Origin of the sequence: Paraburkholderia unamae (assembly GCF_003096875.1) — a bacterium.
In the GTDB taxonomy this organism is placed as follows: domain Bacteria; phylum Pseudomonadota; class Gammaproteobacteria; order Burkholderiales; family Burkholderiaceae; genus Paraburkholderia; species Paraburkholderia unamae.
The window spans coordinates 1-18,646 of the sequence record NZ_QEOB01000001.1; the positions used below are offsets into that span (position 1 = coordinate 1).

The 18,646-nt window shown below is 65.0% G+C and carries 15 protein-coding genes; 10 read left to right on the top strand and 5 right to left on the bottom strand.

The genetic code is table 11. The annotated features are described in order from the left end of the window. Positions 1-435 precede the first annotated feature (435 nt). Positions 436-1,695, bottom strand: a complete 1,260-nt coding sequence (locus tag C7402_RS00005; protein ID WP_116609645.1) for an SGNH/GDSL hydrolase family protein — start codon at positions 1,693-1,695, stop codon at positions 436-438. A gap of 264 nt (positions 1,696-1,959) precedes the next feature. On the opposite strand from C7402_RS00005, the gene paaA reads away from it, so the two are divergent. The 8 genes from paaA (at position 1,960) to C7402_RS00045 (ending at position 8,241) form a co-directional block, all read left to right on the top strand. Beyond that, entirely contained in the window at positions 1,960-2,958 is a 999-nt protein-coding gene (paaA, locus tag C7402_RS00010) for a 1,2-phenylacetyl-CoA epoxidase subunit PaaA (RefSeq protein WP_112169806.1), read from the top strand. 31 nt (positions 2,959-2,989) lie between these two features. After that, positions 2,990-3,274, top strand: coding sequence for a 1,2-phenylacetyl-CoA epoxidase subunit PaaB (gene paaB / locus C7402_RS00015; RefSeq protein WP_112169807.1), 285 nt, complete (start codon positions 2,990-2,992; stop codon positions 3,272-3,274). Positions 3,275-3,283: 9 nt separating this feature from the next. Beyond that, complete coding sequence (paaC, locus tag C7402_RS00020; RefSeq protein ID WP_116609275.1) at positions 3,284-4,090, top strand: 1,2-phenylacetyl-CoA epoxidase subunit PaaC; 807 nt, start codon at positions 3,284-3,286, stop codon at positions 4,088-4,090. 31 nt (positions 4,091-4,121) lie between these two features. Beyond that, complete coding sequence (gene paaD / locus C7402_RS00025) at positions 4,122-4,649, top strand: 1,2-phenylacetyl-CoA epoxidase subunit PaaD (protein WP_116609276.1); 528 nt, start codon at positions 4,122-4,124, stop codon at positions 4,647-4,649. A gap of 1 nt (position 4,650) precedes the next feature. Then, positions 4,651-5,739 (top strand): 1,2-phenylacetyl-CoA epoxidase subunit PaaE, encoded by a 1,089-nt coding sequence (gene paaE / locus C7402_RS00030; protein WP_112169810.1) that lies wholly within the window; start codon positions 4,651-4,653, stop codon positions 5,737-5,739. 164 nt (positions 5,740-5,903) lie between these two features. After that, on the top strand, positions 5,904-6,725 hold the full coding sequence (locus C7402_RS00035) for a DUF1835 domain-containing protein (protein WP_116609277.1): 822 nt from the start codon (positions 5,904-5,906) through the stop codon (positions 6,723-6,725). 6 nt (positions 6,726-6,731) lie between these two features. Then, complete coding sequence (locus C7402_RS00040) at positions 6,732-7,334, top strand: TetR/AcrR family transcriptional regulator (protein WP_112169812.1); 603 nt, start codon at positions 6,732-6,734, stop codon at positions 7,332-7,334. A gap of 241 nt (positions 7,335-7,575) precedes the next feature. Further along, positions 7,576-8,241 carry a GNAT family N-acetyltransferase gene (locus C7402_RS00045; RefSeq protein ID WP_116609278.1) on the top strand — a complete coding sequence of 222 codons (666 nt, stop codon included), beginning with the start codon at positions 7,576-7,578 and terminating at the stop codon, positions 8,239-8,241. Positions 8,242-8,332: 91 nt separating this feature from the next. Here C7402_RS00045 and C7402_RS00050 read toward each other — a convergent pair whose 3' ends face one another. Continuing rightward, complete coding sequence (locus C7402_RS00050) at positions 8,333-8,827, bottom strand: Lrp/AsnC family transcriptional regulator (protein ID WP_112169814.1); 495 nt, start codon at positions 8,825-8,827, stop codon at positions 8,333-8,335. A 139-nt stretch (positions 8,828-8,966) separates the two neighbouring features. Between C7402_RS00050 and hppD the strand changes: the two genes are divergently transcribed. Beyond that, positions 8,967-10,064 (top strand): 4-hydroxyphenylpyruvate dioxygenase, encoded by a 1,098-nt coding sequence (gene hppD / locus C7402_RS00055; protein ID WP_112169815.1) that lies wholly within the window; start codon positions 8,967-8,969, stop codon positions 10,062-10,064. Positions 10,065-10,259: 195 nt separating this feature from the next. On the opposite strand, the gene C7402_RS00060 is transcribed toward hppD, so the two are convergent. Next, the gene (locus C7402_RS00060; protein WP_112169816.1) at positions 10,260-10,448 is read right to left on the bottom strand and encodes a hypothetical protein; all 189 of its coding nucleotides are present in this window, start codon (positions 10,446-10,448) and stop codon (positions 10,260-10,262) included. A gap of 431 nt (positions 10,449-10,879) precedes the next feature. Here C7402_RS00060 and C7402_RS00065 point away from each other — a divergent pair, with 431 nt between their 5' ends. Then, positions 10,880-14,482: an indolepyruvate ferredoxin oxidoreductase family protein gene (locus tag C7402_RS00065; protein ID WP_116609279.1), complete on the top strand. Its 3,603-nt coding sequence runs from the start codon at positions 10,880-10,882 to the stop codon at positions 14,480-14,482. Positions 14,483-14,567: 85 nt separating this feature from the next. Here the strand turns inward: C7402_RS00065 and C7402_RS00070 are convergent, their stop codons facing one another. After that, entirely contained in the window at positions 14,568-16,853 is a 2,286-nt protein-coding gene (locus C7402_RS00070; RefSeq protein WP_116609280.1) for an NADP-dependent malic enzyme, read from the bottom strand. Between the two features lie 248 nt (positions 16,854-17,101). Continuing rightward, positions 17,102-18,349 carry an MFS transporter gene (locus C7402_RS00075; protein WP_116609281.1) on the bottom strand — a complete coding sequence of 416 codons (1,248 nt, stop codon included), beginning with the start codon at positions 18,347-18,349 and terminating at the stop codon, positions 17,102-17,104. Positions 18,350-18,646: the final 297 nt, after the last annotated feature.

An 18,646-nucleotide genomic window follows, 5' to 3' on the forward strand; every position in this document is an offset into this window, starting at 1 on the left:
CAGTCGCTCACTCAAAGCTGACAGGTTCTGAATAAATTCAAAAACCTGACTTACTTTAGTGTGAGACTCTTGATACTTTCGCTACTCCCGACCTCGCTCCGAAGAACAAGGTCAGGCCACGTCACCGCATCAAGCGCCCACACTTATCGGCTGTAAATTTTTAAAGATCGATCGCGAAGTTGCCGTTAGAACTGCTTGACTACCGGCTTCTTTCTGCGTTGCTGCGTCAGCAGCAGAGAAACGAGATTATGAAGAATCTTTTCCGCTTCGTCAACCCCTTTTTTTCGCTTACCGCTTAAAAAGCTGTCGACTCCTGCGTCCGCCGGTTTCCGCGGCGGCCTTCGCAAACCCGGATGTCAGAGACATCGAACTGCGAAGGGGGCGAATCTTAACCCCGCCAGCGTCGCCCCGCAAGGGGGCGGCGCGAAAATTTCCTTACTTCCCGCCAAGCACCCCGAGCGGCACCGCGTTGGCCATCGCCGCGTAGCCCGAGTCGCTCGGGTGGATGTGGTCGCCGCTGTCATAGCCAGAGCGCAGGCGCACCGGATCGGCCGGGTCGCGCAGCGCGGCGTCGAAGTCCACCACGCCGTCGAAGGCCCCGCTCGTCCGGATCCACTGGTTCACCGCAGTGCGAATCGCCTCACGCTCGGGCGGCAGCGACGCCGGCGTCAGCGTCGCGCCGAGGATGCGCACACCGCGCCCGTGCGCCTGCGCGATCACGCGCCGATAGCCCGCAATCAGGTCGTTCGCGTCCACATGCGTATGAGGAAAGTCGCAATCGAGTCCCGAGCGCGCCGGCATCGCCTGGAAGTTGATGTCGTTGATGCCGATGAGCAGCACCACCGTCTTCACGCCCGCGTGGCCAAGCGCGTCGCGGCCAAAGCGCCGCTCGAGCGCCTCGCCATAGCAAGGGGAATCGCTCAGCAGGCGGTTCCCGCTGATGCCAAGGTCGATCACGGCGAGATCCGTGCGCGGCGACTGCGCGATACGGCGTGCCAACGCGTCCGGCCAGCGGCGGTTCTGATTGAGCGAGGAGCGCATGCCGTCGGTAATGGAATCGCCGATCGCCGCCACCGTCGACGCGCCCGGCGCCTCGACCGCCAGCCCCGTTACCCACGCGTACTGCGTAAAGCGCTCGGTGAACGCGCCAATCGACGGATCGGCGACATGATTGCCCGGGCGCGAGACATAGTTCACCTGGCTCGCCACCCGATGCCACGCCACCATCTTCTGCCCGGCTCCCATATAGGAGCTGATGGCGTACGGCGCCCCCGCCTTCAGGTCGATATGCACCGGGTCGCTGTCGAGCCCTTCGCCGGGCGGCACCGACACCGCGGCGCGGCCGCCGAATGTCACGCGCACCGTGCCCGACTCGCTCGCCGCAGCACCGCCAGCCGACGGCGCGATCGCCATCGCCTCGATCACGAGCGGCGTGCGCCCGTACAGGTTACTGATGTGCACGCGCGCGACCGTGCCGCCGAGCGTCGGGAAGACGATCTGCCGGACGGTGCGCCCCGCGACCTCCGGCGCGCGATAAAGCGCCGGCAGTGAATCACGTTGCGGGATCGACTGGAGCGCCGTGGCCCAGCTCGTAACCCAGGGGCCCGAAGCCTGATCGGCGAACGCCGGCGCGGTGGCGCCGAGCGAAACAAACAGCGCGGCGGCCGCCGCGAGAGGGGCAAAGGAAATCTTCATGCGTGAACCAGTGTGCAGGCAAACGGCCATTGTGCCCCATGGCTCGCGACACAACCTTCCATCCGCCTGACAATTCCGCGCCCCTGCCCGCCTCATCTCCCCGAGGCTTGAAATCCACGCATTTCGGCCGCCGATCCACTAAAACTCAATCGTCTCTCCGCCCCTTTTTGCGCCACCTCAAAAAATTCATTTACCGACCGGTCGGTTGGTTTATACTGCTCCCCGTACCCAAACCCGATCCCCAACTTCGACGAGAGCGTCTCCATGTACACGCAATCCCTCGACATCCCCGGCAACGTCGCCCCGCTCGACGCGGACGCTGCCTCGGCCGAGCAAGTGCAGTTCGACGCCATCATGGCCGCCGACGGCAAGATCGAGCCGCAGGACTGGATGCCCGAAGCCTATCGCAAGACGCTCGTGCGCCAGATCTCGCAACACGCGCACTCGGAAGTGGTCGGCATGCTGCCGGAAGGCAACTGGATTTCCCGCGCCCCGAGCCTGAAGCGCAAAGCGATCCTGCTCGCCAAGGTGCAGGACGAAGCGGGCCACGGCCTCTATCTGTATAGCGCGGCGGAAACGCTCGGCGTCTCGCGCGACCAGCTGATCGACGCGCTGCACGCCGGCAAGGCGAAATATTCGAGCATCTTCAACTACCCGACGCCCACCTGGGCGGACGTCGGCGTGATCGGCTGGCTCGTGGACGGCGCCGCGATCATGAACCAGATTCCGCTGTGCCGCTGCACCTATGGCCCGTACGCGCGCGCCATGATCCGCATCTGCAAGGAAGAGTCGTTCCACCAGCGCCAGGGCTTCGACGCCCTGCTCGCCATGATGCAAGGCACCGAAGCGCAGCGCGAGCTCGTGCAGCAATCCGTGAACCGCTGGTGGTGGCCGGTGCTGATGATGTTCGGCCCGAGCGACGCCGACTCCGTCCACAGCAACCAGTCGGCCAAATGGGGCATCAAGCGCATCTCGAACGACGACCTGCGCCAGAAGTTCGTCGACGCGACCGTCGAGCAAGCCAAGGTGCTGGGCGTGACGCTGCCCGATGCGGACCTCAAATGGAACGAAGCCCGTGGCCACTATGACTACGGCACGATCGACTGGGAAGAATTCTGGCGCGTCGTGAATGGCGACGGCCCGTGCAACCGCGAGCGTCTCGGCACACGCGTGAAGGCGCACAACGAAGGCGCGTGGGTGCGCGAAGCCGCCCTCGCCCATGCCGAAAAGCAGCGTCAGCGCGCCGAAAAGCACGCCGCGTGACCCACACAATCAGGAAGGAAGGAGATTCACGATGAACAAGGAATGGCCGATCTGGGAAGTGTTCGTGCGTAGCAAGCAGGGCCTCGACCACAAGCATTGCGGCAGCCTGCACGCCTGCGACGCGTCGATGGCGTTGCGCATGGCGCGCGACGTCTACACGCGCCGTCAGGAAGGCGTGAGCATCTGGGTGGTGCCGTCGTCGGCGATCACGGCGTCGGATCCGAACGAGAAGGCCGAGCTCTTCGAACCGGCCGGCGACAAGATCTATCGCCACCCGACGTTCTACACGCTGCCCGACGAAGTCAACCACATGTAAGAGCGCAACATGACGACGCCCACGCCTGAACAACTCGCGTACGTGCTGCGCCTTGCCGACTCGGCGCTGATCCTCGGTCAGCGCAATACGGAATGGTGCGGCCACGGCCCGATCCTCGAAGAAGACATCGCACTCGCCAACATGAGCCTCGACCTGATCGGTCAGGCGCGCCTGCTCTACACGCACGCCGCCACGCTCGAAAAGGCGCTCACCGGCCGCGAACGCACTGAAGACGATTACGCCTACTTCCGCGCCGAGCGCGAGTTCGCGAACTACACGCTCGTCGAACTGCCGCACTTCGGCCCGCTCGCCGGCACGACGCATTCGTCCAACGATTACGCCGTGACGATCGTGCGCAACTTCCTCTACGCCACGCTGATGGCGCATCTGTGGACTGCGCTGCTGCGCTCGGCCGACCCGCAGCTGGCCGCGATCGCCGAGCGCTCGATCAAGGAAACGCGCTACCACGTGCACCATGCGCGCGAGTGGCTGGTCCGTTTCGGCGACGGCACCGACGAATCGCACCGCCGCGCGCAGGCCGCGCTCGACTGGCTGATGCCCTACACGCGCGAGTTCTTCAGCACCGACGCCGTGGAAACGGCCGTGGCCGAAGCCGGCATCGCGCCGCTCGCGGCCCAGCTCGAAGCCGCGTGGCGCGCCGATGTGGAAGCCGCGCTCGAAGAAGCCACGCTCACGCTGCCCGCACCGGTGAAGCACATCACGACCGGCAAGCACGGCGAGCACTCGGAACACATGGGCTTCGTGCTCGCCGAGATGCAAAGCCTCGCGCGCCAGCATCCGGGCGCGCGCTGGTAAGCATCCCCACGCAGGAAACGAGGAAGTCACGATGCAAGCAACGGCAGATCACGCGCTCGAACGCGCCTGGGCAGTGCTGGAATCGGTGCCCGATCCGGAGATCCCGGTCGTGTCGATCCGCGAACTGGGCATCCTGCGCGACGTGCGCCGCGCCGACGACGGCCAGATCGAAGTGGTCATCACGCCCACCTACTCCGGCTGCCCGGCGATGTCGCAGATCGCGGAAGACGTCGCGCACGCGCTCGACGCCGCCGCCCTCGCCCCCTACCGCATCGCGACGACCCTCTCGCCCGCGTGGACCACCGACTGGATCACCGACGAAGCACGCGAGAAGCTGCGCGCCTACGGCATCGCGCCGCCCACCGGCAACTGCGGCGGCGGGGCGCAAAGCACGCGCGAACAGCCCATCACATTCATCCCGAAGTTGCCCGCGCCCGCCTGCCCGCACTGCGGCTCGAAGCACACCGAACGCCTCGCGCAGTTCGGCTCGACCGCGTGCAAGGCGCTGTACCGCTGCATCGACTGCCGCGAACCCTTCGACTACTTCAAACCGTACTGATATGGCCACTCCGCAATTCCATTCGCTGCGCATCCGTGAAGTGCGGCCCGAAACCGCGGACGCGGTCTCCGTCGCTTTCGAAGTCCCGCCCGAGCTGCGCGACGCGTATCGCTTCACCCAGGGTCAGTTCGTCACGCTCAAGACCCATATCGAAGGCGAGGAAACGCGCCGTTCGTACTCGATCTGCGTGGGCGTGACCGATTACGACCGCGACGGCGAACTGCGCATCGGCATCAAGCGCGTGCGCGGCGGGCGTTTCTCGAACTTCGCGTTCGACCAGCTTGCACCGGGCCACGAAATCGAAGTGATGACGCCCGACGGGCGCTTCTTCACGCACCTGAACGCCGACCACGGCAAGCATTACGTGGCGTTTTCGGGCGGCTCGGGCATCACGCCGGTGCTCGCGATCATCAAGACGACGCTCGAAACCGAGCCGCGCAGCGCGTTCACGCTGGTCTACGGCAACCGCAGCGTCGACGCCATCATGTTCGCCGAGGAGCTGGAAGACCTGAAGAACCGCTACATGAGCCGCTTCCGGCTCTATCACGTGCTCTCCGACGACCTCCAGGACGTCGAACTCTTCAACGGCGTGCTCGATCAGGCCAAGTGCGCGGCGTTCCTCGAAACGCTGCTGCCGGCCGAGGAGATCGACGAAGCCTTCATCTGCGGTCCCGGCCCGATGATGGACGCCGCGGAGGCCGCGCTCAAGGATGCGGGCGTGGTGCAACAAAAAGTGCACGTCGAGCGCTTTGGCTCGCCTCTGCCGCAGGCGGGCGTGCCGGCCGTCGAAATCACGGAAAGCACGCCGGCCGCCGATCTGGAGATCGTGATCGACGGCAAGAAGCGCAAGATGCGCCTGCCGTACGAGGGCGTGAGCCTGCTCGACGTCGGCCTGAAGGCGGGTCTGGCGCTGCCGTACGCCTGCAAGGGCGGCGTGTGCTGCACCTGCCGCGCCAAGGTGCTGGAAGGCGAAGTGAAGATGGACAAGAACTACACGCTCGAAGAGCAGGAGGTGAAGGACGGCTTCGTGCTCACCTGCCAATGCCATCCGGTGAGCGAGCGTGTGGTCGTGAGTTTCGACGAACGTTAAGGCGTTAGAGCAACAGCACGCTTTCGGCCTACAGGCGATCCGCTTACACTAGGGGCCGCCCGTCGGTGTTGCAGCGCAGCGCTGCACATCGGCGGGCGGCTCCTTTTGTGTTTTTGCGCGCTTTCGGGCATTCAGGCGTTCGTCGTGAACGCAACGAGTTGTCGATGACCACGATTCACCTCATTTACGGCGAGCCGGCAGCGGCGACGCTGCGCCAGGCTCTCGAAGGGGCAGGCCGCCCAGACCGCGTGATCGCCCTGCGCGACGACCTGACGGTGGGCCCGCTGCGCGACATCGACGAAGCCGGCGACCCCGGCGTGGCGCAGCGCGCCGCCTTCTGGGAACGCCTCGGCGACGTGTCGCCCGCGCTCGCGCGCGACGACTGCGCGGCGCTCGTCGCCCTCGAGGCCGACGACGCCCACGTGGTGATCTGGCATACGAACGACGCGGCACATCAGCTCGCGCTGCGGCGCGTCTGCTACCGGTTGCGCAACGTCCCGCAGCGGCTCAACGAAGTGCGCCTCGCCGCCGACGAAATTTCGGGTCCGAACGCTACGGCGCGCCTCGAAGCGCGGCTGCCCGACGCCGCCCCGATTTCGGTGTTGCGCATCACGCGCCTCGCGCTCGAATGGCAGGAGGCGAAGTTCGCCAACGGCGAAACGCGCCGCTGGCGCGACAACACGTTCACGAGCGGCACGTGGGGCGACCTCGACACGCTGATTCTCGACGTGCTCGACGCACACGAGGCCCGTCCGGCGGCCACCGCCTGGCTTGCGAGCGACGCGCTCGGCGCGGCGCTCACGCGCGGTGCGGGCTTCACGGTCGGCGAGCCCATCGTGCTGTGGCGCCTGCGCGAACTGGCCGCCGCCGAAGAACTCCGCCTGCGCGACGACATGTGCGCGGCCTGCGCGCCGCTGGCCGCCGCCGCCCGCGCGACGCGCGCCCCCCTGCCGCAAACCGCCGCGCATCTTTCCCTCCCCCGCTGAACCAACATGGCACGCACCCGAGCGCCCGACCACGAAACCCAACGCGACCAGATCCTCGAACTCGCCGCCGCCAAGTTCGCGCAGACGAGCTACCCGAGCACCTCGATGTCCGACCTCGCGGCCGCCAGCGGCACCTCGAAAGCACGCCTCTATCACTATTACGAGAGCAAGGAAGCGATCCTCTTCGACCTGCTCGACCGCTACACCAAGCGGCTCATGCTGATCATCGCGGAGGTGGAAGGCGCGAGCCAGCGGCGCGGACTCGACGAGCGCGAAAGCTTTGCCGAACTAATCCGCGCGTTTCTGGTGGAGTACGAGACCTCGCACAGCCGCCACGTGGCGCTCCTGAACGACGTCAAATACCTGGTGGACGCCCAGCGAGAGATCGTCCTGAACCGCCAGCGCGACGTCGTCGCCGCCTTTACCCGCCAGCTCGCGCGCGCCTACCCGGGCCGGGTGACGTCGGAAAACCAGACCGCGCTGACGATGATGGTGTTCGGCATGATCAACTGGACGTTCACGTGGCTCAAGCCCGGCGGCCGCATGGGGTATCGCGACTTCGCCGAACAGGTGATCGCCGTGGTCGATCACGGTCTGAAAGGCGCTTGAGTGGACCCAATTTTCGGGCCGGATTGCTGCGATGCGACATGACGTATCGCGGCAACAGTTGACACGTCAACCTACGCACTACGAATACACCTTAATAATCAACAGCTTGTGCCTATAATTTTATTAATTAGGCGCGACACTCAAATTTGCACTTCGGGTTTTCCCTAGAGTACACCCAGGGTTTCCGCTAGAATGCGTTCTGCGCTGCATCATGACGCAGACATTTTAAGGAGAACCCACCATGAACCCGCTTTCGACCCAAGCCAACGAGCCGATCCTGTCGTCCGTTCGCCCGCTGACGTCCGGTCATGCGCCCGTCATGGTGCGAGTGCTCACTTCGGCTGACCGTGATCGGCTGCTCGCGCACTTTCTCGCGCTCGACAGCGACGACCGCCTGCTGCGCTTCGGCCAGGCCGCGCCGGATCACGTGATCGAGAACTATGTCCGCTCGATGGACTTCACGCGCGACACCGTGTTCGGCGTGTTCGACCATCAACTGCAACTCGTGGGCGTCGGCCATCTCGCCTATCTGCCCGCGGACGGCAACGGCCGCACTGCCGAATTCGGCGTCTCCGTGCTGGAAAGCGCGCGCGGCCAGGGCATCGGCTCGAAGCTGTTCGGGCGCGCGTCCATCCGTAGCCGCAACACGCACGTCACCACGCTCTACATGCACTGCCTGTCGCGCAATTCGACGATGATGCACATCGCGAAGAAGTCGGGCATGAAGATCGAATACGCCTACGGCGAAGCCGACGCATACCTCTCGCTGGAACCGGCTGACCAGAGCAGCATCATCGCGGAAATGCTCCAGGAGCAAGCCGCCGTGTTCGACTACGCGCTCAAGCGCCAGGCGCGCCAGGCCAGCAAGCTGTTCGAGACGATCCTGCCGCAAGCAGTCGCGGCCTGACTCCTGCCCTTCGGGACAGACTGATGCATTGAAAAAAGCGGCTTCGGCCGCTTTTTTTGCGTCTGCGCGGCCTGGCGCGCGCTCAACACGATCAACGAATAGGCAGCGCCGTCGTTTCCTTGAAGGTTTCGAGCGAAAAGCTCGATTTCACGTCGACCACCGAGGGATGGTGCAGCAACTGGTCCTGCACGAAGCGCGAGAAGTGCGCCATGTCCTCCACCTGCACGCGCAGCAGAAAATCCATGTCGCCCGTCATGGCGTGGCAGGCCACCACTTCCGGCCAGGTCTGCACGGCCGCGCGAAACAGCTCCGCATGCGTCACGCCCTCGCGCCCCGCCGCCGTGGGTCCGCGCTTTTCCAGCCGCACGTTCACATAGGCGAGCAAGTCGAGCCCGAGCTTCTGGGCGTCGAGCAACGCCACATAGCCGCGTATCACGCCACCCTCTTCCAGCCGCCGGATGCGTCGCAGGCAAGGGCTGGGCGAGAGATTCACGCGCTCGGCGATCTCCTGGTTCGAGAGCCGGCCGTTCTCCTGAAGAATCCCCAGAATGCGCCTGTCGATCGCGTCTAATTCGATGGTTGCCATTTTCTGCCGTCCAAGCATTCACTCAAGGCAGTTTATAGCGCAAACAGATGACAACGCGACCCAACTCGCAAGTTTTCTCCCAATACGGCGGTCTACACTTTCCTCACGAAATTTGACCTACAGCAGTCAGGAGACAACCATGCAGGTCCCCACCTGGGAGAACCCCGTCGGCACCGACGGCTTCGAATTCATCGAATACACCGCACCGGACCCCAAGGCGCTCGGCAAGCTGTTCGAGCGCATGGGCTTCACGGCCATCGCACGCCATCGCCACAAGGATGTGACGCTTTACCGTCAGGGCGACATCAACTTCATCGTCAACGGCGAGCCCGACTCGTTCGCGCAACGCTTCGCGCGCCTGCACGGCCCGTCGATCTGCGCGATCGCGTTCCGCGTGCAGGACGCCGCCAAGGCGTACAAGCACGCGCTCGAACTGGGCGCATGGGGCTTCGACAACAAGACGGGCCCGATGGAGCTGAACATTCCGGCCATCAAGGGCATTGGCGATTCGCTGATCTATTTCGTCGACCGCTGGCGCGGCAAGAACGGCGCGGCGCCGGGCAGCATTGGCGACATCAGCATCTATGACGTCGACTTCGAACCGATTGCGGGCGCCGAGCAGAACCCGGTCGGCCACGGCCTCACCTATATCGACCACCTCACGCACAACGTCCATCGCGGCCGCATGAACGAATGGGCGGAGTTCTACGAACGCCTCTTCAACTTCCGCGAAATCCGCTACTTCGACATCGAAGGCAAGGTGACGGGCGTGAAGTCGAAGGCGATGACCTCGCCCTGCGGCAAGATCCGTATCCCGATCAACGAAGAAGGCGGCGAGACGGCGGGCCAGATCCAGGAATACCTCGACGCCTATCACGGCGAGGGCATCCAGCACATCGCGCTCGGCACGAACGACATCTACGGCACGGTGGATGGCCTGCGCGCCTCGAAGATCGCGCTGCTCGACACCATCGACACGTACTACGAGCTCGTGAACCGCCGCATCCCCGGCCACACCGAGCCGCTGGACGAGCTCAAGAAGCGCAAGATCCTGATCGACGGCTTGCCCGAAGACCTGCTGCTGCAAATCTTCACGGAAAACCAGATCGGGCCGATCTTCTTCGAGATCATCCAGCGCAAGGGCAATCAGGGCTTCGGCGAGGGCAACTTCAAGGCGCTGTTCGAGTCGATCGAACTCGACCAGATCCGCCGCGGCGTGGTGCAGGACAAGGCCTGATCCGCACAGGCCGCTTGGCGCAGCCAATCAGAGCGGCCAACTAAAACAGCCAACCAGGGCGACCAAATCCGGCCAACGCCAAACAAAAAGGGCGAAGATCACGCGATCTTCGCCCTTTTCACTTTTCGAATCCGCCGCCGCACACCTCGGCGGCGGATTCAGATGAATGGCAATGCTGCGCGGATCAGCGCGGCATCAGGATTTGCGCTCGGCCTTCACGGCCGGCATGACGTTCGTTTCAGCCTTGGCGCTCAGCGTGTACTGGGCACATCGGGTCGTCGCACTCTCGCCGCTCTTCGTGCTGGCGTTCGAATGCAGCGGCGCGCTCATGGCAAAGAACGCAGCCGAGACCGTCAGAAAGGTCTGGATATGTCGATTATTCATGCTGGACTCCTTTTTTTGGACTGCCTTTCGCAGTAGTACCCCTTTTAATAACTGTTAGCAGCCAGGGAAGCTGCGCGGTTCGCACAGGTGAGGGAGTTAGACAGGATATTCAAGACCGGTTCCGAGGTAGTGCAAGTTTTACACGTTGTTACTCCTCAGAGGAATTCGATACATCCTTTATTACACGGGCGTTTCAGCCTGCTTTCGCGACACGCTGACGCAGGCTGCGCAGCAGACTCAACCCCAGGCCCGAAAGATGCAGCGCAATGCGCTCTGCCCCACCCGCCGGCCAGAGCGGCGGGTTTGTCCGAGTGCTACTATCGAATAAAAGACGCCAATATGGCGACCCCGGCCAACGCATTCACAAGATGCCGAGGCCCTGAAGTTCTGGCGATCCCACAACGGATTGGTTGGATGGAGGAAGACACATAATGAATGCCCCGCTAGACGCAGGTCAGCGCGCTTCGCTCGAAGCCGCACTCGCTTCCGTCACGCTCGACGATAAATACACCCTCGAACGCGGCCGCGCGTACATGAGCGGCATCCAGGCGCTGGTCCGCCTGCCGATGCTGCAACAGGAACGCGACAAGGCCGCCGGTCTCAATACCGCGGGGTTCATCTCCGGCTATCGTGGTTCGCCGCTCGGCGGTCTCGATCAGTCCCTCTGGAAAGCGAAGCAGCATCTCGCCGCGCATCAGATCGTCTTTCAGCCCGGTGTGAACGAAGATCTCGCCGCGACCGCCGTCTGGGGCTCGCAGCAGGTCAACCTGTACCCGTCGGCGAAGTACGACGGCGTGTTTTCGATGTGGTACGGCAAGGGCCCCGGCGTCGATCGCAGCGGCGACGTGTTCAAGCACGGCAACTCGGCCGGTTCATCGCCGCACGGCGGCGTGCTCGTGCTCGCCGGCGACGACCATGCGGCCAAGTCGTCCACGCTCGCGCACCAGTCGGAGCACATTTTCAAGGCCTGCGGCCTGCCGGTGCTGTTCCCTTCGAACGTGCAGGAATACCTCGACTTCGGCCTGCACGGCTGGGCGATGAGCCGCTATTCCGGTCTCTGGGTCGCGATGAAGTGCGTGACCGACGTGGTCGAATCGTCGGCTTCGGTCGAGATCGACCCGCATCGCACGCGCATCATCCTGCCGGAAGACTTCGCGATGCCCGAGGGCGGCCTGAACATCCGCTGGCCCGATCCGCCGCTCGTGCAGGAAGCGCGTCTGCTCGACTACAAGTGGTACGCCGGTCTCGCCTACGTGCGCGCGAACAAGCTCGACCGGGTCGAGATCGACTCGCCGCACGCGCGCTTCGGCATCATGACGGGCGGCAAGGCGTATCTCGACGTGCGCCAGGCGCTCACCGACCTCGGTCTCGACGACGAAACCTGCTCGCGCATCGGTATCCGCCTCTACAAGGTGGGCTGCGTGTGGCCGCTCGAAGCGCAGGGCGCGCACGCGTTCGCGCGCGGGCTCGACGAGATTCTCGTAGTCGAGGAAAAGCGCCAGATCCTCGAATACGCGATCAAGGAAGAGTTGTACAACTGGCCCGACGCGCAGCGTCCGCGCGTGTACGGCAAGTTCGACGAGAAGGACGGCGCAGGCGGCGAATGGTCCGTGCCGATGGGCAACTGGCTCCTGCCCGCGCACTACGAGCTTTCGCCCGCGATCATCGCCAAGGCCATCGCCACGCGCCTGGACAAGTTCGAACTGCCCTCCGACGTGCGTGCGCGCATCGCCGCGCGCATGACCGTGATCGAGGCAAAGGAAAAGGCGCTCGCGAAGCCCCGCGTGCAGGTCGAGCGCAAGCCGTGGTTCTGCTCCGGCTGCCCGCACAACACGTCGACCAACGTGCCCGAAGGCTCGCGCGCGATGGCCGGCATCGGCTGCCACTACATGACCGTGTGGATGGACCGCAGCACGAGCACGTTCAGCCAGATGGGCGGCGAAGGCGTGGCGTGGGTCGGCCAGGCGCCGTTCACGAACGACAAACACGTGTTCGCAAATCTCGGCGACGGCACCTACTTCCATTCCGGGCTGCTCGCCATCCGGGCGGCGATCGCCTCGAAGGCGAACATCACCTACAAGATCCTCTATAACGACGCCGTTGCGATGACGGGCGGCCAGCCGGTGGACGGCACGCTCACCGTGCCGCAGATCACGCATCAGGTCGCCGCCGAAGGCGCGGCGAAGATCGCGATCGTCACCGACGAACCCGGGAAGTACGAAGGGGAACCGGCCACGAAGCTCGCGCCGGGCGTGACGATTCATCACCGCGACCAGCTCGACGCGATCCAGCGCGAACTGCGCGAGATTCCCGGCACGACGATCCTGATCTACGACCAGACCTGCGCGACCGAAAAGCGCCGCCGCCGCAAGCGCGGCGCGTATCCCGATCCGGCAAAGCGCGTGGTGATCAACGAGGCCGTGTGCGAAGGCTGCGGCGACTGCTCGGTGCAGTCGAACTGCCTGAGCGTCGAGCCGCTCGACACCGAATACGGCACGAAGCGGCAGATCAACCAGTCCACCTGCAACAAGGACTTCTCGTGCCTGAAGGGCTTCTGCCCGAGCTTCGTGACGGTGGAAGGCGGCCAGTTGCGCAAGCCGAAAGCGAACAGCGTGGCGCGCGAATCGATGCCGGGCGTGCCGACGCCTGACGTGCCCGCCATCGGCCGCCCGTATGGCGTGCTCGTGACGGGCGTGGGCGGCACGGGCGTCGTGACCATCGGCGCGCTGCTCGGCATGGCCGCGCACCTCGAAGCCAAGGGCGTGACGGTGCTCGACGTGACGGGCCTGGCGCAAAAAGGCGGCGCGGTGATGAGCCACGTGCAGATCGCCAACCGCCCCGACGACATCCACGCCACGCGCATCGCCATGGGCGAGGCGAACCTCGTGATCGGCTGCGACGCCATCGTCACGGCCGGCGACGACTGCGTCTCGCGCATGCAGGAAGGCGAAACGCACGTGGTGCTCAACAGCGCGCCCACGCCGACCGCCGAGTTCATCAAGAACCCGCAGTGGCAATTCCCGGGCTCGAACACCGAGGCCGACGTGCGCGCGGCGGCGGGCACGGACAACGTCGCGACCGTCGATGCGAACCGCTACGCGCTCGCGCTGCTCGGCGACGCGATCTACACGAACCCGTTCGTGCTCGGTTACGCATGGCAAAAGGGCTGGCTGCCGCTCACGCACGAGTCGCTCGTGCGCGCGATCGAGTTGAACGCCGTGCAGGTCGAGAAGAATCTCGCGGCATTCGAGTGGGGCCGCCGCGTGGCGCATGATCGCGCGGCTGTCGATCAACTGGTGAAGCGCCCGCTGCCCGAGCAAAACGCCGACGCTGCGGGCGCGAAGATCGTCTCGCTGCACACGCCCAAGGCGCTCGACACGCTCATCGAAAAGCGCGCGCAGTATCTCGCCGCGTATCAGAACGAGGCGTATGCGCAGCGCTATCGGGCATTCGTCGACGACGTGCGCCGGGCCGAGGCGAAGCTCGAACATCCGGACGGCCAGTCCCCGCTCACCGAAGCCGTGGCGAAGAACCTGCACAAGCTGATGGCCTACAAGGACGAGTATGAGGTCGCACGACTCTATGCCGATCCGGCGTTCGTCGAAAAGATCAGGGCAAGCTTCGAAGGCGACTGGAAGCTCAACTTCCATCTCGCGCCGCCCTCGTTCGCGAAGCACGACGACAAGGGCAAGCTCGTGAAGAAGCAGTACGGCCCGCGCATGCTCTCCGCCATGCGTATGCTCGCGAAGTTCAGGTTCCTGCGCGGCACGGCGCTCGATCCGTTTGGCCGCACGGAGGAACGCCGCCATGAGCGCGCGCTGATCGGCGAGTACGAAGCGTTGATGCGCGAGGTGATCGGCGGGCTTGGCGAGGCGAATCTGCCGCTCGCGGTGGAACTCGCGAACCTGCCCGACGCGATTCGCGGCTACGGCCACGTCAAGGAAAACAACCTCACGGCCACGCGTGCGAAGTGGGCGACGTTGCTCGCGAAGTGGCGCTCGCCGGAAAACGGCGCCGCGCGGCACGCGGCTTGAGGCCTGCTTGAAGCGGTAAAAACAAAGGGCGCTCCGTGCAACACGGAGCGCCCTTTTCACATCAGGCGATCATCCGGAGCGCGGCTTACTTCGCCGCCGCCTTCGCCACGTTGGCGTTGGCCGAAGCCACCGCCGTCATGTTGATGATGCGCCGCACGGTCGCCGCCGGCGTGAGGATGTGCACCGGCTTCGACGCGCCCAGCAGGAACGGACCGACCGTCACACCTTCGCCGCCAATCACCTTCAGCAGGTTGTAGGCGATGTTGGCCGCTTCCACGTTCGGCATGATCAGCAGGTTCGCTTCGCCCGTGAGCGTCGTGCCCGGGAACGACTGCTTGCGGATCAGTTCCGAAAGCGCCGCGTCGCCGTGCATTTCGCCGTCCACTTCGAGTTGCGGCGCGCGGGCGGCGATCAGTTCGCGTGCGGCCTGCATACGCTGCGAGGTCGACGAACGCACGCTGCCGAAGTTCGACGACGAGAGCAACGCGACCTTCGGCGTGATGCCGAATTTCTCGATTTCGCGCGAGGCGAGAATCGTCATGTCGGCGAGTTGCTCGGCGCTCGGCACTTCGTTCACGTAGGTGTCGCTGATGAAGATGTTGCGGCCCGGCAGCATCAGCAGGTTCATCGCCGCGTAGTTCTCGGATTCCTTGGCCTTGCCGAACACCTGATCGACGAACTTCAGGTGATAGTCGAAGCTGTTGAGCAGACCGCAGATCATGCCGTCGGCGTCGCCCAGATGCACGAGGATCGCGCCGATCAGCGTGTTGAACTTGCGCACCGACGCCTTCGCCACGTCGGGCGTGATGCCCTGGCGCGCGCCGAGTTCGTGATACGCCTGCCAGCTTTTCTGGAAGCGCGGATCGTCTTCGGGATCGACGATCTCGAAGTCGGTGCCCGGACGCAGCTTCGAGCCCATCTTCTTCAGGCGCATTTCCACGACCGAAGGACGGCCCACGATGATCGGCCTGGCGATCTTCTCGGTCAGCACGAACTGCGCGGCGCGCAGCACGCGCTCGTCTTCGCCCTCGGCGAACACGATGCGCGCGCAGTTGGCCTTGGCCGCCGCGAACACCGGACGCATCACCATGCCCGAGCGGTAGACCGTCGCGCCAAGCTGCTCGCGGTAGGCTTCCATGTCCTGGATCGGGCGCGTCGCCACGCCCGAATCCATCGCGGCCTGCGCCACAGCGGGCGCGATCTTGATGATGAGGCGCGGATCGAAAGGCTTCGGAATCAGGTACTCGGGGCCGAATTCGAGCGTGTGACCTTCATAAGCCTTCGCCACTTCGTCGCCCTGGTCGGTTTCCTCGGCCAGTTCGGCAATCGCGCGCACGCATGCGAGCTTCATCTCTTCCGTGATGGTCGTCGCGCCCACGTCCAGCGCGCCGCGGAAGATGAACGGGAAGCACAGCACGTTGTTGACCTGGTTCGGATAGTCCGAACGGCCCGTGGCGATGATCGCGTCCGGGCGCACCTTCTTCGCTTCTTCCGGGCGGATTTCCGGCTCCGGGTTGGCGAGCGCCAGGATCAGCGGCTTGTCGCCCATTTCCTTGACCATCTCGGGCTTGAGCACACCGGCGCTCGAGCAGCCGAGGAACACATCGGCGCCCTTGATGGCGTCGCCGAGCGCGCGCGCTTCGGTGTTGGCCGCATAGCGCGCCTTCGACGGATCGAGATTGCCGCGCCCTTCGTAGATCACGCCCTTCGAGTCAGTGACGAGGATGTTGTCTTTCTTGAGGCCCAGCTTCACGAGCAGGTCCAGACACGCAATCGCCGCCGCGCCCGCGCCCGAGCACACGAGCTTCACGCTGCCGAGTTCCTTGCCCACGACCTTCAGGCCGTTGAGGATCGCCGCCGACGCGATGATGGCCGTGCCGTGCTGGTCGTCGTGGAAGACGGGGATCTTCATGCGCTCGCGCAGCTTCTGCTCGATGTAGAAGCACTCGGGCGCCTTGATGTCTTCGAGGTTGATGCCGCCGAGCGTCGGCTCGAGCATCGCGATGGCGTCGACCAGCTTGTCCGGATCGAGTTCGTCGAGCTCGATGTCGAACACGTCGATGCCGGCGAACTTCTTGAAGAGGCAGCCCTTGCCTTCCATCACCGGCTTGGCCGCGAGCGGGCCGATGTTGCCGAGGCCGAGCACGGCCGTGCCGTTGGTCACGACGCCCACGAGATTGGCGCGCGAGGTGTACTTCTGCGCATCGAGCGGATCGGCGTGAATCGCCTCGCACGCGGCCGCGACGCCCGGCGAATACGCGAGCGACAGATCGAGCTGGTTCGACAACGGCTTGGTCGGCGTGACCGAAATCTTGCCGGGCCTCGGATTCTGGTGATACGCGAGGGCGCTTTGCTTCAGTTGTTCATCCATTTTCAGGCCTGCCTGGACGTGAGAGACGTGAGAGAGAGAATGTTTTATGTTCGTAAGCCCGCCGGCTGGCGCATCGGCGCATTGGCGTATCACGCCGCGCGAGCGTCCCAACGGGGCCGATTAGTGTACACCTCGTGCCCTACGCGTCCACGTGGGTCAAAGACTGATACCGGGAATTCGCCCGGCCGATCACGCGCCGTGCCGCCACGCGACGTGGCGCGCTCTTTCGTCTTATGTTTGAACGACGCTCAGTCGAGCGCGGCGCCCCGGCGTTCGGGAATCAGGAAGAGCGTGGCGAGGATGTCGAGCACGTAGATGGCGGCGAGCATGCCGAGCGCCGCCGTGAACGAATAACGCGCGGCCAGCGCGCCCACGGCGAGCGGCCCGAAGCCGCCCACGGCGCGGCCGATGTTGAAGAGCACGTTTTGCGCGGTGGCGCGCGCCGCGGTCGGGTACAGCTCGGAAATGAGCGCGCCATAGCCGCCGATCATTCCGTTCACGAACACACCCATCGCCGCGCCGCCGATCAGGAGCGCGAACGGCGTGGAAAGCTGCGCGTAGACGAACACCATGACCACGGCGCCCGCCTGATAAAACAGAAACGCGGGCCGGCGGCCGAACCGGTCGGCCGCGATGCCGAACAACCAGATGCCGAGCGCCATGCCGGCCACCGTTGCGGCGGTCCAGAGGCCGGACTTCGTGAGCGAATAGCCGAAGGCCTTCGAAAGGTACGCGGGCAGCCAGATCATCAGCCCGTAGTAGCCGAAGTTCTGCACCGAGCACAGTATCGCCACGCCGAGGCTCGCACGCGCGGTGCGCGCGTCGGCCACGAGCATGCGCAGCGCGCGCGGACGCTCGGCTTTGGCGGCCGCGGCCATGCGCTGCGCATGCTCGACGAAGAGTTCGGGCTCCTCCACGCGGCGTCGCACGACGAACGAGACGACGGCCGGCAAGAGCCCGATCGCGAACATGCCGCGCCAGCCGATCACGGGCAGCAGCAACGGCGTGAGCAGCGCCGCGGCCAGCACGCCCAGTTGCCAGCCGAGTCCGACATACGACGACGCCCGCGCGCGCAGCCGCGCGGGCCACGCCTCGGCGACGAGCGCCATGCCGATGCCGAACTCCCCGCCAAGCCCGATGCCCGCGATCGTGCGGTAGACGAGCAGGTCGGCATAGCCGCGCGCGAGCGCGCACATGCCGGTGAAGACCGCGAACAGCAGAATGGTCCACGTGAGCACGCGCACGCGCCCGTAGCGGTCGCTCAGGAGCCCGAAGACGATGCCGCCCACGACCGCGCCAACCAGCGTCCACGTGACGAGCGCACCGGCCTGCGCGCCGCTCAAATGGAGATCGGCGCTGATCGCGGGCAGCATGAAGCCGAGCATCAGCAGATCGAAGCCGTCCATCGCATAGCCGAGCACGGAGGCGACGAGCGCACGCAGGGCGTGGCCACGCGCGGCGGCGGCTGAGGTGGCGGGCGGGGAAACGACGGTCATGGGGGCGATCCTGAGGAACGGGCGCGCATGCGGGAACGCGACCCGGCGTGAGTGTAAAGGCGCTGCACAGGCGTCACAACCGCGAAACAAAGCGGGAAACCAGGTGGAAAAGTTAGCGGCAAGCAGCCGGAAAACAAGCGCGACGCCCGGCTGGCAATGCCGCCCGGCGTTCGCGCCCCACATAGCCGCCGATGGTTGCCGGCGACGACTCGTCGGCGGCCGTCAAGTCGGGTAAAATACCGGCCTACGCGCGCAAGAGAAGCCGTCCGGACCGAGCGAGTCAGTCTGACAGAACGT

Excerpts from the sequence above, each read along its gene's own strand:
- C7402_RS00005 (WP_116609645.1), bottom strand. The coding sequence starts at position 1,695 with ATGAAGATTTCCTTTGCCCCTCTCGCGGCGGCCGCCGCGCTGTTTGTT.
- paaA (WP_112169806.1), top strand. The coding sequence starts at position 1,960 with ATGTACACGCAATCCCTCGACATCCCCGGCAACGTCGCCCCGCTCGAC.
- paaB (WP_112169807.1), top strand. The coding sequence starts at position 2,990 with ATGAACAAGGAATGGCCGATCTGGGAAGTGTTCGTGCGTAGCAAGCAG.
- paaC (WP_116609275.1), top strand. The coding sequence starts at position 3,284 with ATGACGACGCCCACGCCTGAACAACTCGCGTACGTGCTGCGCCTTGCC.
- paaD (WP_116609276.1), top strand. The coding sequence starts at position 4,122 with ATGCAAGCAACGGCAGATCACGCGCTCGAACGCGCCTGGGCAGTGCTG.
- paaE (WP_112169810.1), top strand. The coding sequence starts at position 4,651 with ATGGCCACTCCGCAATTCCATTCGCTGCGCATCCGTGAAGTGCGGCCC.
- C7402_RS00035 (WP_116609277.1), top strand. The coding sequence starts at position 5,904 with ATGACCACGATTCACCTCATTTACGGCGAGCCGGCAGCGGCGACGCTG.
- C7402_RS00040 (WP_112169812.1), top strand. The coding sequence starts at position 6,732 with ATGGCACGCACCCGAGCGCCCGACCACGAAACCCAACGCGACCAGATC.
- C7402_RS00045 (WP_116609278.1), top strand. The coding sequence starts at position 7,576 with ATGAACCCGCTTTCGACCCAAGCCAACGAGCCGATCCTGTCGTCCGTT.
- C7402_RS00050 (WP_112169814.1), bottom strand. The coding sequence starts at position 8,827 with ATGGCAACCATCGAATTAGACGCGATCGACAGGCGCATTCTGGGGATT.
- hppD (WP_112169815.1), top strand. The coding sequence starts at position 8,967 with ATGCAGGTCCCCACCTGGGAGAACCCCGTCGGCACCGACGGCTTCGAA.
- C7402_RS00060 (WP_112169816.1), bottom strand. The coding sequence starts at position 10,448 with ATGAATAATCGACATATCCAGACCTTTCTGACGGTCTCGGCTGCGTTC.
- C7402_RS00065 (WP_116609279.1), top strand. The coding sequence starts at position 10,880 with ATGAATGCCCCGCTAGACGCAGGTCAGCGCGCTTCGCTCGAAGCCGCA.
- C7402_RS00070 (WP_116609280.1), bottom strand. The coding sequence starts at position 16,853 with ATGGATGAACAACTGAAGCAAAGCGCCCTCGCGTATCACCAGAATCCG.
- C7402_RS00075 (WP_116609281.1), bottom strand. The coding sequence starts at position 18,349 with ATGACCGTCGTTTCCCCGCCCGCCACCTCAGCCGCCGCCGCGCGTGGC.